The following is a 12,193-nucleotide window of genomic DNA, read 5'->3' as shown; positions in this document are numbered from 1 at the left end:
GCAATCAGCTCCAGTGCCGCATCACGAAGACCGTCGCCATGCCGGCCGCCATGAAGGTGATGGTTGCCACCAGCGAGCGCACCGAGAGCCGCGACAGGCCGCAGACGCCATGGCCGGAGGTGCAGCCACTGCCCCACACCGAGCCGAAACCGGTCAGCAATCCGCCGACAATCAAGACGGCCGTCCCGGCCTCGATCGTCTGTACCGGCAGGCCTCCGGTGACGAGCCGCACCAGTACGGGCGCGGCAACGAGACCCGCGACGAAGGCAAGCCGGCCGGCGAACTCGCGGTCCTCGTAGGGCGGAAACAGCCGCGCCGCGATGCCGCTGACGCCGGCGATCCGTCCCGTCGCCCACATCAGCAGAACGGCGGCCAATCCGATCAGCGCTCCACCCAGGAGCGAGGCCGTTGGCGTGAATGCTGTGGCGATCATTGTGATTCTCCAGGTCCAGTGCAATCCTTGCGCATCCATCGATGGAAGCGGCAGCCGGCCGATCCGGATGCTCAACGAGACGTTAATATTACCACTCGAATTGACGCGGCGTCCCAACGGTATTTTCCAATCTTTGCGCTAAGCATGGGCCTCCTGAATGGGGACGACGGGACGTGGTCGACATCGCGCATCAGGCAGCGATCAATCCTGCATCTGCAAGAGATGCCGCGACGGCGCGCGCGCTCGTCCCGCTCACGTCGGTCGAGCCCGGCCAATGGCGTGCGCTCGCTCAGCGCGCGATCGAGCCGAACGGCTATTACCTGCCTGGCTGGGAGCTCGCCGTCAGCGCATCCGCGCGCGGCCGCACGGATGCCTCGGCGCTTGCCGCGTTCGACGGATCTTCGACGCGGCTGATCGGGCTGATGCCGGTGACCTCGCTCTGGCGCGCATGGAAGATCCCCCTGCCCGCACTGGTGAGCGCGCATCCCTATGGCACGCTGTGCAGCCCGTTGATCGACCGCGACGCTCCGATCGAGGCGACCACACGTCTGTTGCAGCAGGCGCGCGAGGCCGGAGCACATGCGCTCGTGCTGAACGATGTCGCGCTCGACGGCGCGGCGATGAATTCGCTGACGCAGGTTCTGGGCCGCGACGGCCTGAAGCCGCGCGTCCTCTCGTCCTACATCCGCGCCAGCCTCGATGCGACACAGGATGGCGAGACGCTGTTACGCGAGGCGCTCGGCGCCAAGAAGCTCAAGGAACTGCGCCGCCTGCGTCATCGCCTCGAAGAGCACGGCCCCGTCGCGTTCGACGTCGCGCGCAGGCCCGACGAGATCGGGCCCGCGCTCGAAACATTCTTGCAGCTCGAAGCCAGCGGCTGGAAGGGCAAGCGCGGTACCGCGCTGGTCCAGCATGCGGGCGATGCGACCTTCATCCGCCGGGCGGTGCCGGCGCTGTCGGAAACCGCGCAATGCGAGATCGTCACCCTGCGCGCCGGCGCGACGCCGGTGGCGGCCGGCATCGTGTTGCGCCATCAGGACCGCGCCTTCTTCTTCAAGCTCGGCATCGACGAGCGCTTTGCGAAATATTCGCCGGGCGTGCAGCTCACGCTCGAGCTCACCCGCCATCTCTGCGCCGATCCCGCCATCGCCAGCGCGGATTCCACGGCCGGCGCCGATCACCCCATGATCAACCCGATCTGGCGCGGGCGTTTCGCGATCGGTGACGTGCTGATTCCGCTGCGGCGGAACGATCCGGTCGTGGCTCTCATTCACGGAGCGCTCGCGGCGCACGGCGCCGCTTACGCGGCGGCGCGCCGTGCAGTGCGCCTCCTCCGTAAATGAGCTAGCTACTCCGCCGCCTGTGCGTTGATCTCCTCGGAGACCTGGCGGATCGCGCGGGCGAGCAGGTTCGGATCCTGCGCGCCGGAGACGGCGTATTTCTGCGCGAACACGTAAGTCGGCACGCCGGAGATGCCCTTCTCGGCGGCCTCCTGCGCGTCGGCCGAAACGCGCGCGACGTCCTCGTCGGTGGCGAGGCGCCTGCGCACGTCCTCGGCATCGAGGCCGACATCGGCGGCCGCCTGCACCAGCACGTTGACGTCGGTGAGATCGCCGCCGTCGCGGAAGTAGAGCTCCATCAGGCGCTGCTTCATCTCGGGCGCCTTGCCGATCGCCTCGGCCCAGAGGATCAGGCGGTGGCAGTCGGTCGTGTTGGGCTGACGCGCCACCAGCTCGGGCCGGTAGATGAGCCCCTCTTCGCTTGCCGCGGCGACGACGCGGCCGGCAATGCCCTTGTAGGCCTCGACCGAGCCGAACTTGGTGGTGAGATAGTCCTCGCGGCTGATGCCCTCGCGCGGCACCCAGGGATTGAGGAAGAAGGGACGGAAATTGAGCTTGACCGGAACATCGGGCACGAGTGCGAGCGCGCTCTCGATCCGGTGCTTGCCAATATAGCACCACGGGCACACCACGTCGGAGACGACGTCGATCTGGAGCGGTTTCAGCGTGCTCATGGGGCCTCCTGGGCTTGCTCTATCGTCCCAACATAAGCCGAACCGCAGGTAGCGCAAGGCGCGGTCACCTGCCGGTCACTTGGAGGCTCCTTGGAGATCATTTGGCGGTCGTCTGGCCGAGAATGCCGCTTTGGCCCGCGAGGCATCAGGCCAGCACAATGCTTACGTCCACATCCTCGCCGCGATCGCGTCGGCGAGCCCGCACTCTGCGAAAAAGATCCATCAGATCGACAATGTGACACCTCGGAGGGCAGGTTCGCTGCGTTTCGGACCTCAACTCGATAGGGTGGAACGAACTTGTTCACGTCACTGTGCAGCATTGTATCAACGAGAGCCACGCCGCGCTGCGACCATGCCAATCAGGCGCCCCTTATGCCAACAGGAGCGCATCGTAGAAGTCATCGATCGTCTTCCACGCGGAAGCATCCAACGCGATCACATTCATTTCAGGCTCCGCCGGCCGCGCGATGCATCTGCCTCAGCCGCTCGGCAGTGCGCTCATCCGCCGGGAAGAAGGTTTCCAGCGCCAGCTCCGACAGGGTGATGTCGACGGGCGTGCCGAACACCATGGTGGTGGAGAAGAAGCTCAATATCTCGCCCCCGTGGCGCAGCTTGAAAGGGATTGCGACATTGTCGCTCGACAGCGGCGCCGACCGGGCCGGAATGGGATAGCTCTTGAGATCGTTGTAGAGCTTGATCAGCTCGGGATCGGCCGTCGCCTCACATTGCCGGTGCAGCCGCTCCAGCAGATGCCCGCACCATTCCGCGAGATTGACAGTGCGCGGCGCCAGCGCCTCGGGATGAAAGGCGAGCCGCAGCACGTTGAAGGGTTGGCCGAGCAGCCGCTGCGGGATGCCGTCGAGCAGCGGCGCCACCATGCGGTTGGCGGAGACCAGGTTCCAATGCCTATCCACCGCGAGCGCAGGATTGGGCTCGTGTGCCTTGAGCACGAGATCGATCGCCTGGCGGGCTGACTTCAAGGCGGGATCCTCCAGCGGGCGCTGCGGGAACGCGGGGGCATAGCCGGCCGCGACCAGCAGCACGTTGCGTTCGCGCAAGGGCACGTCGAGACGCTCGGCAAGCCTCAGCACCATGTCGCGCGAGGGCGCGGCGCGGCCGGTCTCGACGAAGCTCAGATGGCGCGCGGAGATCTCCGCCTCGCCCGCCAGATCGAGCTGGCTCATGCGGCGGCGCTGCCGCCATTCGCGCAAATGGTCGCCGACATGAACCGGCTGGCTGCGTTCGGCATGTGCCGTGGATGCATGTGCGTTCATGATCGAAAATCTAGCATGCGGATTTCGTCGCTTCCATTACCCGCGAGGTAATCGAATTCGCCCTCGCGCCGGCTCATCTTTGATCCAACAGGAGATGACCATGATCGCGCTGCTGCTCTACCGGACCATCGCAGACCACCTCGTGCCCTGGGCCATGGCGTTCGCAACCCGGATGCTGGCGCGCAGCCTCAACATGCCGGAGCCGCTGGTTCATTCGACCGGCGACTATGTCGTCGCGCAGGTCATCGCCTTCGAGCACGGCGTCGGCAGGAGCCTCTGCCCGTTCCGCCTCGCCCGTCTGCTCCGCGCCTGGTGGCGCGGACGGCACTGAGTTTCACCCGAGCCTACCCCAACCATGGAGACCACGATGATCGAAGCATCCACCTTCCTGCGCCGCGCGCTCTTCGCCGACGCCATCTTCAGCGGCGTTGCCGCACTCGGCTTCACCCTCGGCGCCGGCGCGTTCGCCTCGCTGTTCGACCTGCCCGAAGCACTGCTGCGCGAAACCGGCCTGTTCCTGATCGCCTACACCGCACTGGTCGGCTGGCTCGCCTCGCGCGCCGCCATGCCGAAGCCGCTCGTCCTGCTCGTCGTCGTCGGCAATGCGGCCTGGACGGTCGGCAGCATCGCACTGCTGCTTTCAGGCGCGGTGTCGCCGAACCTCGCGGGCGAGCTGATGGTCGTGGCGCAAGCAATCGCCACCGGCGTGTTCGCCGAGCTGCAATATGTGGGGTTGCGGAAGAGCGGGAGCGCGGTGGCGGCGTAAGGCTGCACTCGTCCCCTCACCACCCTCAGTCGTCGCCCGGCTTGACCGGGCGACCCAGCATTCCAGAGGCCGTAGACGTATGCGGACAGGCTGCGGCGTACTGGATGCCCCGGTCAAGCCGGGGCATGACAGCGGAGTTGGACGCTCGACCTGGTGCTAAGCCCGCGCCCGGCCGTTGGTCTTGCCGAGGGCGTGGCCGTTGAGTTTCTTCGTTTTGGCCGCCTTGTTCTTCGGAGTCTTGGCGCCCGCCTTCTCGGCCTTGCGCTCGGCGCGCTCCTTCACCTTGGCGCGTTCGGCCCTCGCCTCGGCGCGCAACTTCTTGCGCTTCTTCTCGCAGGAGGCGCATTTGCAGCCGATCGGCTTCAGATAGGCTTTGAAATAGTCGGTGCCGTAGTCGTAGTTGATCTCGTCGCCCGGCTCGATGTTCCTGATGGCGCGAATGAAGACCTTGCGCTCGCGCGGCCGAACGTCGGACTCGGCGTTGGGCCGGCAGGAATGGTTGATGTAGCGAGCGAGGTTCTTGCGCACCGAGCCGTCGATCGTCCAGCGGCCATTGAGCTCGAACAGATACTTGTTCTCGATCTCGTCATGTTCCGGAATCCGCGAGTCCAGGATCGGTCCGAAATAACGGATGATCCGGGTGCCCTTCTTGATCGGCTTGGTGGCGAAGAGGCCGAGCCCGGTCTTGGAACGGCCGACGCGATAGGGTTTGTGCGAGGATGTGGCTGGCATGATCAGAAAACGAGGACGCGAACGAGGCCGGAGCGGCTTAAAGCGAAGCCGCTCTTCTAGAACGATTCCGCGCCGCTGTCAGGTGTCTGGCGAGACTGTTTGAACCTTGCCCACAATCAAGGCGTCTGATGGAGCAGGTTCCGTTGCATCCAGCACCGATGGTGATCCGTATCGCAACCCTGTCCCTGGCTGCATTGCTCCTGTGCACCGGTCTTCATCGCGTCGGCGCCCAATCGATGGGCAGCACCTACACCTCGACCGCTGCCAGGGATTGCCGCCGGATCGGCAAGCCCAGCGAGCTCGACGGCAGCACGACGCGCATCTGTCCTGGCAAGAATGGCCTCATGGTGCTGATTGCCGAGGACGATCTTCGCGAAATCGTCTCGGTCGGCCGCAATCGCAAGGTTGCGGAAGAGGAACCGGCGGCAAAGGTCTGGTTCGCCCCGTTCAACTCGTCCGAGACCACGGTCGAATGGCGCGCCGCGGGCACACGGCCGTTTGCGATCATCCAGCGCTGGCACATCGCCGACGGCTCCGACCTCGACAAGCAGGGACGGCCGAACACCAAGGCCATGCTGGTCGTGACGCGACTGCCGCCGGGACCGGTCTGCCACGTCGCCTATGTCGACGCCGTCGCCAATCCGAACGCCAATGACCTCGCGCGCAAGGCGGCGGACGAGTTCGCCAGCAGCTTCAGTTGCGGCAAGGATGAGGTGAAGATCATCGGCGCCCGCGGCCGCGCGGTCGAGCTTGCGACGATGCGCTAAAGCAAGATCCGGAAAAGTGCGAAGCGGTTTTCCGAAAAGATCATGCTCAAACAACAACCTAAAGCGCGATGACGATTCATCCCAATCTCATCGCGCTTTAGCCCTTTCCCGGCTGATCAGTGGCCCGGCAGCTTCCCCGTGATGGGCGCCGTCAGCATCGCCTCGAACAGCCGTTCGGCCGTCGTCCCCTCGGGCAGCCGCTCCAGGATGTCCTCGAGCCGTCCGTCGAGCAGAAGCGTGGTGAAGCCATGCACCATTGACCAGGCGCGCGCGATCGCGGCGGCCTGGTCGAGCGTCAGCGCGTCGCTGCTGATCTGCTCCTGCCGCATCGCGCCGATGGCATTGGCAAGTCCGGCGAAGGAGGCTTCGGCCGCCTCGTGCAGCGAGGGTCTGGAATAATCCAGCCGCTCGGTACGGAACATGATGCCGTACATGCCGGGATGGGCCTGCGCATAGGCGACATAGGCTTTGGGCCGCGCCATCGCACAGGCGAGCGGCGTGGTGGCGGCATCGCTGGCCGAGGCCATCGCGGCGTTGAACTGTCGGAAGCCGACCGCCGCGAGCTCGCTGAGCAGACCGGTGAGATCGCCGAAATGATGCGTCGGCGCCGCGTGGGATACCCCCGCTTCGCGGGCCACCGCGCGCAACGTCAGGCCGGCAAGCCCGTCGCGCTCCAGCACCCGCTCGGCGGCTTCGAGCAGCGCCTCGCGCAGCGCACCGTGATGATAGGGTGCCTCGGCTTTCGCGGTCGCCGGGCGACGCGCGGAGCGGGTCTGCTCGCTCGCTGCCGTTGAGGTCTTTTTCGGAGTGCGCGCAAGACGCACCGCTTCGGTCTTTGTTTCGCTCTTGCCCATGGACCCAAGCTATATGACGCAATATTGACAGTGTAAAGATTTCGCTTGACTGACGGCGCGATTGGCCTTATTTGATCTTTACGCTGTAAAGATAGGGAGAATGGCCGTGCAGCATGACGCCATCGCCGAGCGCCGCAACAACATCGCGCCGATCCCGTTCGAGGCCGACGCGCCGTTCCTCAGGGTCATCGGCGAACTGCCGCGCGAGCTGAACGGCACGCTCTACCGCAACGGCCCCAATCCGCAGTTCGAAGCTCCCGGCGCGCACTGGTTCGTCGGCGACGGCATGCTGCACGCTTTCCATATCGAGAACGGCCGCGCCAGCTACCGCAACCGCTGGGTCCGCACACCGAAATGGCTCGCCGAGCACGATGCCGGCCGCGCCTTGTTCGGCGGCTTCGGCCGCAAGCTGCCGGATGCACCGGCTGATCTCACCGACGGTGGCGTCGCCAACACCAACATCATCTTCCATGCCGGCAAGCTGCTCGCGCTGGAGGAAGCGCACCTGCCGACCGAGATCGAGCCTGGCACGCTCGCGACGCGCGGCTACCACAACTATCAGGGCCGCATCGCCGGGAGCTTCACCGCGCATCCGAAGATCGATCCCGCGACCGGCGAGCTCGTCTTCTTCGGCTACAACGCCGCAGGACCGCTGACGCCCGCCCTCTCCTACGGCTCGATCGATGCCTCCGGCAAGGCGACGCGCTTCGAACGCTTCGAGGCGCCCTATGCCAGCATGGTGCACGATTTCATCGTCACCGAGAACCACGTGCTGTTTCCGATCCTGCCGATCACCGGCAGCATGGAGCGCGCGATGAGCGGCAAGCCGCCCTATGCCTGGGAGCCGGACAAGGGCGCCTATGTCGGCGTGATGAAGCGCAACGGCACCGCCAAGGACATCGTCTGGTTCCGTGCAGAGGCCTGCTACGTCTTCCACGTCATGAATGCGTGGGAGGATGGCAACCGCATCATCGCCGACGTCATGCAGTTCGAGGAAGCGCCGCTGTTTCCGCATCCGGACGGACGGCCGACGGATCCGGAGAAGTCGCGCGCCCGCCACTGCCGCTGGACGTTCGATCTCTCGGGTAATACCGACCGCTTCCAGCAGACTTATCTCGACGATCTCACCGGCGAATTCCCCCGCATCGACGATCGCCGTGCCGGGCTGAAGAGCCGCCACGGCTGGTACGCCTGCGCCAATCCGAGGCTGCCGATGTTCGGCGCGCTGTCGGGCATCGTCCATGTCGACGGCAACGGCCGGAGGCTCGGTCATTACCTGCTGCCGACCGGCGACACCATCTCCGAGCCCGTGTTCGTCGAACGATCCAAGGATGCGCCTGAAGGCGACGGCTGGCTGCTCGCCGTGGTCTGGCGCGCGCGGGAGAACCGCAGCGACCTCGCCGTGTTCAACGCCACCGATGTCGAGGCAGGGCCCGTCGCGCTGGTGCAACTCGGCCATCGCGTGCCGGATGGCTTTCACGGCAATTGGGTGGGGGCGGCGTAGCTGCCGTCATTCCAGGCCGCGACGAAGTCGCGCTCGGGAATGACATCGGCAATCTCACCAGAGAGGTCTCTCATGCACATGCCCTCGATCACCGCGGACTGCCTCGCCGTCCTCGCCCTGACCTGCGCCGCGCTTACACCGCGGGTGATCCAACTGCGGCAGAGCGGGCAGCCCATCTTCAACGGCGGCATCCTGCTATTCGCCGGCTTTCTGATCGCCTGCACGCTGCCGATTCTCTCCCGCCTGCCCTGGGCCGAAATCGCCGAAGAAGCATCCGAGCAGGCGACTGCTGCAATTCAGCTTTTGCAGGCCGCCTACATCATTTTGACACTGTAAAGATTTCGCTTGACCCGGCATCGCGACTGGACTACCGATCTTTACATCGTAAAGATTGGCCTGACCGAGGCGGCCCATGACGCTTTTCCTGATCCTTGCCCCCTACGGCGTCTACACGTTCCTGATGCTGGTGACGTCGGCCACTATCAGCGTGTTCGCGGCCTCCGCGATCTGCCTTTCCACCGTCGCGCTCGATGTCGTGCGCGGCCGCTCGGTGAAGATCTTGGCCGTGGGATCGGCGATCGTGTTCGCCGCGATCGGTCTTTATCTCGCACTGGCCGCCCCGGCGCTGGGCACGCTCGGCGTCAAGCTGTCGGTCGATATCGGCATCTTCGTCATCTCGCTCGGCTCGATGCTGGTCCGCCATCCCTTCACGCTGCAATATGCGCTTGAATCGGTCCCGGCCGAGACCGCGGCGATGCCCGGTTTCCTCCATGCGAACTACATCATCACCGGAGCCTGGACCGCGGCCGCGCTGTTGATGGCGGCGGCCAATCTCGTGCTGCTCTACATCCCCGGCCTGCCGCTGTGGTCGAGCCTTGCCGTCGCCTTCGCCGCCCGCAACAGCGCGCTTTACTTCACAAAGTGGTACCCCGAGTATCGCCAGATCAAGTACGGTACGCCGGCCGACGCACTGCCCCACCCACATTGAAGACAGGACAGACGATGAAAGACGTATTCCGCCGGCTCGTCTCCGACTTCCTCTCCACCATCGTCTTCCTGGTGATCTACCTCGCGACCGACAACGTCATCCTCGCGACCGCAGTCGCCATCCTCGGCGCCATCGGCCAGGTGGTCTGGGCACGGATCAAGGGCCATCCCCTGGGCTACATGACCTGGGCAAGCCTCGGCCTCGTCATCGTGCTCGGCGGCGCGACGCTGCTCACCCACGACCCGCGCTTCGTGCTGGCAAAGCCGGCGATCGGACATGTCGCGATCGGCTTCATCATGCTCAAGCGCGGCTGGATGCTGCGATATCTGCCGCCGGTCGTGACCGAAACGATTCCGGAATACGTCACCGTCGCGGGCTATGCCTGGGCCGCGCTGATGTTCGTGCTCGCCGCGGGGACCGTCGCCGTCGCCATGACCGGAGACATGAAGCTGTGGGCCTTCTATATTTCGGTGGTCCTGGTCGGCGCGAAGATCGCCGCATTTGCCATTCAGTACGTTGCCTTCCGCCTTCTCGTCGGCAGCCGCATGCGCGCTGCCGCCCGCGCCTAAAGCGCGATGTGACCGCGCTTTACGTTGCTGATTGAGCATGAACTTTTTCGGAAAACCGCGACACACTTTGCGCTAACGCGGCCCTCCGGGTCCGGATCATGTTTCCATGCCTCCAATGCAGGGTTAGGCAGGCGCGCCGAGTTGGGTTATAGGCTCGCCACAGGACTGGCCGCGGATCGTCGCGGCCCGCCGGGATTTTGTTCGGGAGACGGGAATGGCCGTAGACGGCAACTGGAATCTGACCATGACGACGCCGATGGGCGAGCGCCAGGCGACGCTGAGCCTCAAGGCTGCCGACGGCGCGCTCACGGGCACGCAGGGTGCGGAAGGTAATACCGCCGAGATTTTCGACGGCACCGTCTCCGGCGACAACGTCTCCTGGAAGGTCTCGATCACCAACCCGATGCCGCTCACGCTCGAATTCACCGGCACCGTCGCCGGCGACAGCATCAGCGGCGAGATGGGCATCGGCCCGATGGGCAGCTTCCCGTTCACGGGCGCGCGGGCGTAAGGCCGCACTGCGAACCGTGCGCACACTCCGTCTCATCGCGGCAACGATCCTGTGTGTCGCGACGCAAGCGACGCGCGCGGATGACATCGAACCGGCGTGGCGAGCAAGCGCGCTCGCCCTGGTGCCGGCGGGCTATGTCGCCGGCACCGCTTATCGAACCGATGGTTCGACGGGCTATCTTGCCGTCTATCCGGCGACATCGAACGATCCGAAGACTCCGGCAAGCGTGTTCGCGGCGCGTCAGGCCCTTGTGCTCACGCTGACGCCGGATGCAACGCGCGCCGTATCGGCGGAGTTGAAGCCGCGCACCGATCCCGATCCGAACAACGACGACACCGATTTCGCAAAGCTGCACGCCGATCTCGCCGCCAGGCGCGCGACGCTGCCCGAGGGCACCGAGCCCTGCGATCTCGGCGCCTGGTCCATCGACAAGGATCCGAACGGACTCAATGTGCGCGCCGAGCCCTCGGTGAAGGCGCGCGTGCTCGGCACCCTGCCGCCGCCCTATCGGCTCAAGCTCGGCGGCGCCGAGAACACGCCCGACGGCGGCTGGCTCACCGAATTCCGCATCATCGGCTTCAAGGACGGCTGGTTTCTGATCGAAGGCGTCAAGCCGCCGGGCAAGGACTACGAGGACGAGAAGAGATATCCGCGCAATGCGCCAAAGCCCTTTGCCGGGCGCGGCTGGGTCGCGGCCAACAAGGTCGGCGCGAACTACGCCAATGGCTACGCACGCGCAGGCGGGTTGTTCCAGGCGCCCTTCGTCGATGCCAGATGGATGCCGGCGCAGCGCGAGCTCGGCGGCCCGATCGACGCCGACGGCGGGCCGAAGCGCCTTCTCGCCTGCAGCGGATATTGGGGCCTCGTCGAGAGCCATGACGGCGTCCGCGGCTGGTGGCGCGCGCTGTGCTCCAACCAGGTCACGAATTGCAGCTGAGGCGGTGCGGCCGCATCACCAGGTGATCACATAGGTCCCGAAATACGGACTGTCGCCGGGCAGAACGTTCTTGGTGCCGTAAGCATTCTGCAACGCCGGAATGTCGGCGTGCACCGACACGCCTCTGCCACTCCAGCCGAACTCGCCGCCGCTGGCGCTGAACTCTTCCGTTGCCGTCACCAGGCTGGAGTCCTTCACCGCATGGATCTGCATGCGGCCCTCCTGGGCTGCCTTGAGCTCATCCTGGTACCCGACAATGTTTTTCTTGATGAGCTCTGCCTCCGCCGGACTGACCGTTGAAAGCTGGTCCTGCATGCGCGCAATGGACTCCGGATAGGTGTCGATCACGAACTTGACGCGATCCGACAGCGCCTGTTCGATCGTCTTGGGCATTGCGTCGTACAGGCCCTGCAAGGTGCGAACCACGCCGTAGATGTTCTGCTCGCTCTTGCTGAGGCTCGCATATTGCGCCTCGTCGAGTGCGGGAAGCTCAGCGAGCTTGCCGTCACGAACGAGTGCGCGAACCTGATCGTCCGCATGGCCCTGGGCCGCATTCTGGAAGATGCTCGATTTGGCCATCGCCTTGATGGCGGCGATCGCGTTGCCGCCATCCGGCAGCGCGCCCGACGCTGAATAGGTCAGCAGGGCGCTCGCCCCGCCGGTTGCGCCCGATGCGGCAAAACCGTCAGAGGCGGAGGCTGCGCGCGACGAGCCAGCCGACGTCTCCGACCGGGCACCGCCCGATGAACTCGACAATATCTGGAGCGCAATGAGCTCGGATTGAACAAAGGCCGCCGCACCTACACGCATCGGTTGCTCCGCTTTTGCTTACATGCAATAGGAG

At 65.3% G+C, this 12,193-nt stretch carries 16 protein-coding genes; 10 read left to right on the top strand and 6 right to left on the bottom strand.

The window, feature by feature from the left end:
• Positions 1-4: 4 nt before the first annotated feature.
• Positions 5-433: a YeeE/YedE family protein gene (locus GPL20_RS27920; RefSeq protein ID WP_157333693.1), complete on the bottom strand. Its 429-nt coding sequence runs from the start codon at positions 431-433 to the stop codon at positions 5-7.
• 173 nt (positions 434-606) lie between these two features.
• Between GPL20_RS27920 and GPL20_RS27915 the strand changes: the two genes are divergently transcribed.
• Positions 607-1,776 (top strand): GNAT family N-acetyltransferase, encoded by a 1,170-nt coding sequence (locus GPL20_RS27915; protein ID WP_254125952.1) that lies wholly within the window; start codon positions 607-609, stop codon positions 1,774-1,776.
• A gap of 5 nt (positions 1,777-1,781) precedes the next feature.
• Here the strand turns inward: GPL20_RS27915 and GPL20_RS27910 are convergent, their stop codons facing one another.
• Together GPL20_RS27910 and GPL20_RS27905 are read right to left on the bottom strand one after the other, a co-directional pair.
• Positions 1,782-2,447 carry a DsbA family oxidoreductase gene (locus GPL20_RS27910; protein ID WP_157333691.1) on the bottom strand — a complete coding sequence of 222 codons (666 nt, stop codon included), beginning with the start codon at positions 2,445-2,447 and terminating at the stop codon, positions 1,782-1,784.
• Between the two features lie 446 nt (positions 2,448-2,893).
• Positions 2,894-3,721 carry a helix-turn-helix domain-containing protein gene (locus tag GPL20_RS27905; protein ID WP_157333689.1) on the bottom strand — a complete coding sequence of 276 codons (828 nt, stop codon included), beginning with the start codon at positions 3,719-3,721 and terminating at the stop codon, positions 2,894-2,896.
• A gap of 100 nt (positions 3,722-3,821) precedes the next feature.
• On the opposite strand from GPL20_RS27905, the gene GPL20_RS27900 reads away from it, so the two are divergent.
• Together GPL20_RS27900 and GPL20_RS27895 are read left to right on the top strand one after the other, a co-directional pair.
• Positions 3,822-4,052 (top strand): hypothetical protein, encoded by a 231-nt coding sequence (locus tag GPL20_RS27900; protein WP_157333687.1) that lies wholly within the window; start codon positions 3,822-3,824, stop codon positions 4,050-4,052.
• A gap of 36 nt (positions 4,053-4,088) precedes the next feature.
• Positions 4,089-4,487, top strand: coding sequence for a hypothetical protein (locus tag GPL20_RS27895; protein ID WP_157333685.1), 399 nt, complete (start codon positions 4,089-4,091; stop codon positions 4,485-4,487).
• Positions 4,488-4,643: 156 nt separating this feature from the next.
• Here GPL20_RS27895 and GPL20_RS27890 read toward each other — a convergent pair whose 3' ends face one another.
• The gene (locus GPL20_RS27890) at positions 4,644-5,219 is read right to left on the bottom strand and encodes an SET domain-containing protein (RefSeq protein WP_157333683.1); all 576 of its coding nucleotides are present in this window, start codon (positions 5,217-5,219) and stop codon (positions 4,644-4,646) included.
• A 158-nt stretch (positions 5,220-5,377) separates the two neighbouring features.
• Between GPL20_RS27890 and GPL20_RS27885 the strand changes: the two genes are divergently transcribed.
• Positions 5,378-5,986 carry a hypothetical protein gene (locus GPL20_RS27885; RefSeq protein ID WP_167533254.1) on the top strand — a complete coding sequence of 203 codons (609 nt, stop codon included), beginning with the start codon at positions 5,378-5,380 and terminating at the stop codon, positions 5,984-5,986.
• A 116-nt stretch (positions 5,987-6,102) separates the two neighbouring features.
• On the opposite strand, the gene GPL20_RS27880 is transcribed toward GPL20_RS27885, so the two are convergent.
• Positions 6,103-6,840 (bottom strand): TetR/AcrR family transcriptional regulator, encoded by a 738-nt coding sequence (locus GPL20_RS27880; RefSeq protein ID WP_157333679.1) that lies wholly within the window; start codon positions 6,838-6,840, stop codon positions 6,103-6,105.
• Positions 6,841-6,946: 106 nt separating this feature from the next.
• Here GPL20_RS27880 and GPL20_RS27875 point away from each other — a divergent pair, with 106 nt between their 5' ends.
• The 6 genes from GPL20_RS27875 (at position 6,947) to GPL20_RS27850 (ending at position 11,349) form a co-directional block, all read left to right on the top strand.
• Positions 6,947-8,344, top strand: coding sequence for a carotenoid oxygenase family protein (locus GPL20_RS27875; RefSeq protein WP_254125958.1), 1,398 nt, complete (start codon positions 6,947-6,949; stop codon positions 8,342-8,344).
• 72 nt (positions 8,345-8,416) lie between these two features.
• Positions 8,417-8,680 (top strand): hypothetical protein, encoded by a 264-nt coding sequence (locus tag GPL20_RS27870; RefSeq protein WP_157333675.1) that lies wholly within the window; start codon positions 8,417-8,419, stop codon positions 8,678-8,680.
• Positions 8,681-8,756: 76 nt separating this feature from the next.
• Complete coding sequence (locus GPL20_RS27865) at positions 8,757-9,332, top strand: hypothetical protein (protein WP_157333673.1); 576 nt, start codon at positions 8,757-8,759, stop codon at positions 9,330-9,332.
• Positions 9,333-9,346: 14 nt separating this feature from the next.
• A complete protein-coding gene (locus tag GPL20_RS27860) occupies positions 9,347-9,901 on the top strand; it encodes an inner membrane-spanning protein YciB (RefSeq protein ID WP_157333671.1) in 555 nt (184 codons plus the stop codon).
• A 214-nt stretch (positions 9,902-10,115) separates the two neighbouring features.
• Positions 10,116-10,412 (top strand): hypothetical protein, encoded by a 297-nt coding sequence (locus GPL20_RS27855; protein WP_157333669.1) that lies wholly within the window; start codon positions 10,116-10,118, stop codon positions 10,410-10,412.
• 16 nt (positions 10,413-10,428) lie between these two features.
• On the top strand, positions 10,429-11,349 hold the full coding sequence (locus GPL20_RS27850) for an SH3 domain-containing protein (RefSeq protein ID WP_254125954.1): 921 nt from the start codon (positions 10,429-10,431) through the stop codon (positions 11,347-11,349).
• Between the two features lie 15 nt (positions 11,350-11,364).
• Here the strand turns inward: GPL20_RS27850 and GPL20_RS27845 are convergent, their stop codons facing one another.
• On the bottom strand, positions 11,365-12,159 hold the full coding sequence (locus GPL20_RS27845; protein WP_157333667.1) for a hypothetical protein: 795 nt from the start codon (positions 12,157-12,159) through the stop codon (positions 11,365-11,367).
• Positions 12,160-12,193: the final 34 nt, after the last annotated feature.

The organism is Bradyrhizobium cajani, assembly GCF_009759665.1.
GTDB lineage: Bacteria > Pseudomonadota > Alphaproteobacteria > Rhizobiales > Xanthobacteraceae > Bradyrhizobium > Bradyrhizobium cajani.
The sequence above is the reverse complement of the archived record's forward strand: the minus strand, read 5'-3'. Positions and strand labels throughout refer to the sequence as shown.

Bases quoted from the DNA above. Each gene is read 5' to 3' on its own strand.
- GPL20_RS27910 (WP_157333691.1), bottom strand. From the start codon at position 2,447: ATGAGCACGCTGAAACCGCTCCAGATCGACGTCGTCTCCGACGTGGTG.
- GPL20_RS27920 (WP_157333693.1), bottom strand. From the start codon at position 433: ATGATCGCCACAGCATTCACGCCAACGGCCTCGCTCCTGGGTGGAGCG.
- GPL20_RS27860 (WP_157333671.1), top strand. From the start codon at position 9,347: ATGAAAGACGTATTCCGCCGGCTCGTCTCCGACTTCCTCTCCACCATC.
- GPL20_RS27870 (WP_157333675.1), top strand. From the start codon at position 8,417: ATGCACATGCCCTCGATCACCGCGGACTGCCTCGCCGTCCTCGCCCTG.
- GPL20_RS27865 (WP_157333673.1), top strand. From the start codon at position 8,757: ATGACGCTTTTCCTGATCCTTGCCCCCTACGGCGTCTACACGTTCCTG.
- GPL20_RS27895 (WP_157333685.1), top strand. From the start codon at position 4,089: ATGATCGAAGCATCCACCTTCCTGCGCCGCGCGCTCTTCGCCGACGCC.
- GPL20_RS27845 (WP_157333667.1), bottom strand. From the start codon at position 12,159: ATGCGTGTAGGTGCGGCGGCCTTTGTTCAATCCGAGCTCATTGCGCTC.
- GPL20_RS27855 (WP_157333669.1), top strand. From the start codon at position 10,116: ATGGCCGTAGACGGCAACTGGAATCTGACCATGACGACGCCGATGGGC.
- GPL20_RS27905 (WP_157333689.1), bottom strand. From the start codon at position 3,721: ATGAACGCACATGCATCCACGGCACATGCCGAACGCAGCCAGCCGGTT.
- GPL20_RS27880 (WP_157333679.1), bottom strand. From the start codon at position 6,840: ATGGGCAAGAGCGAAACAAAGACCGAAGCGGTGCGTCTTGCGCGCACT.
- GPL20_RS27900 (WP_157333687.1), top strand. From the start codon at position 3,822: ATGATCGCGCTGCTGCTCTACCGGACCATCGCAGACCACCTCGTGCCC.
- GPL20_RS27890 (WP_157333683.1), bottom strand. From the start codon at position 5,219: ATGCCAGCCACATCCTCGCACAAACCCTATCGCGTCGGCCGTTCCAAG.
- GPL20_RS27885 (WP_167533254.1), top strand. From the start codon at position 5,378: ATGGTGATCCGTATCGCAACCCTGTCCCTGGCTGCATTGCTCCTGTGC.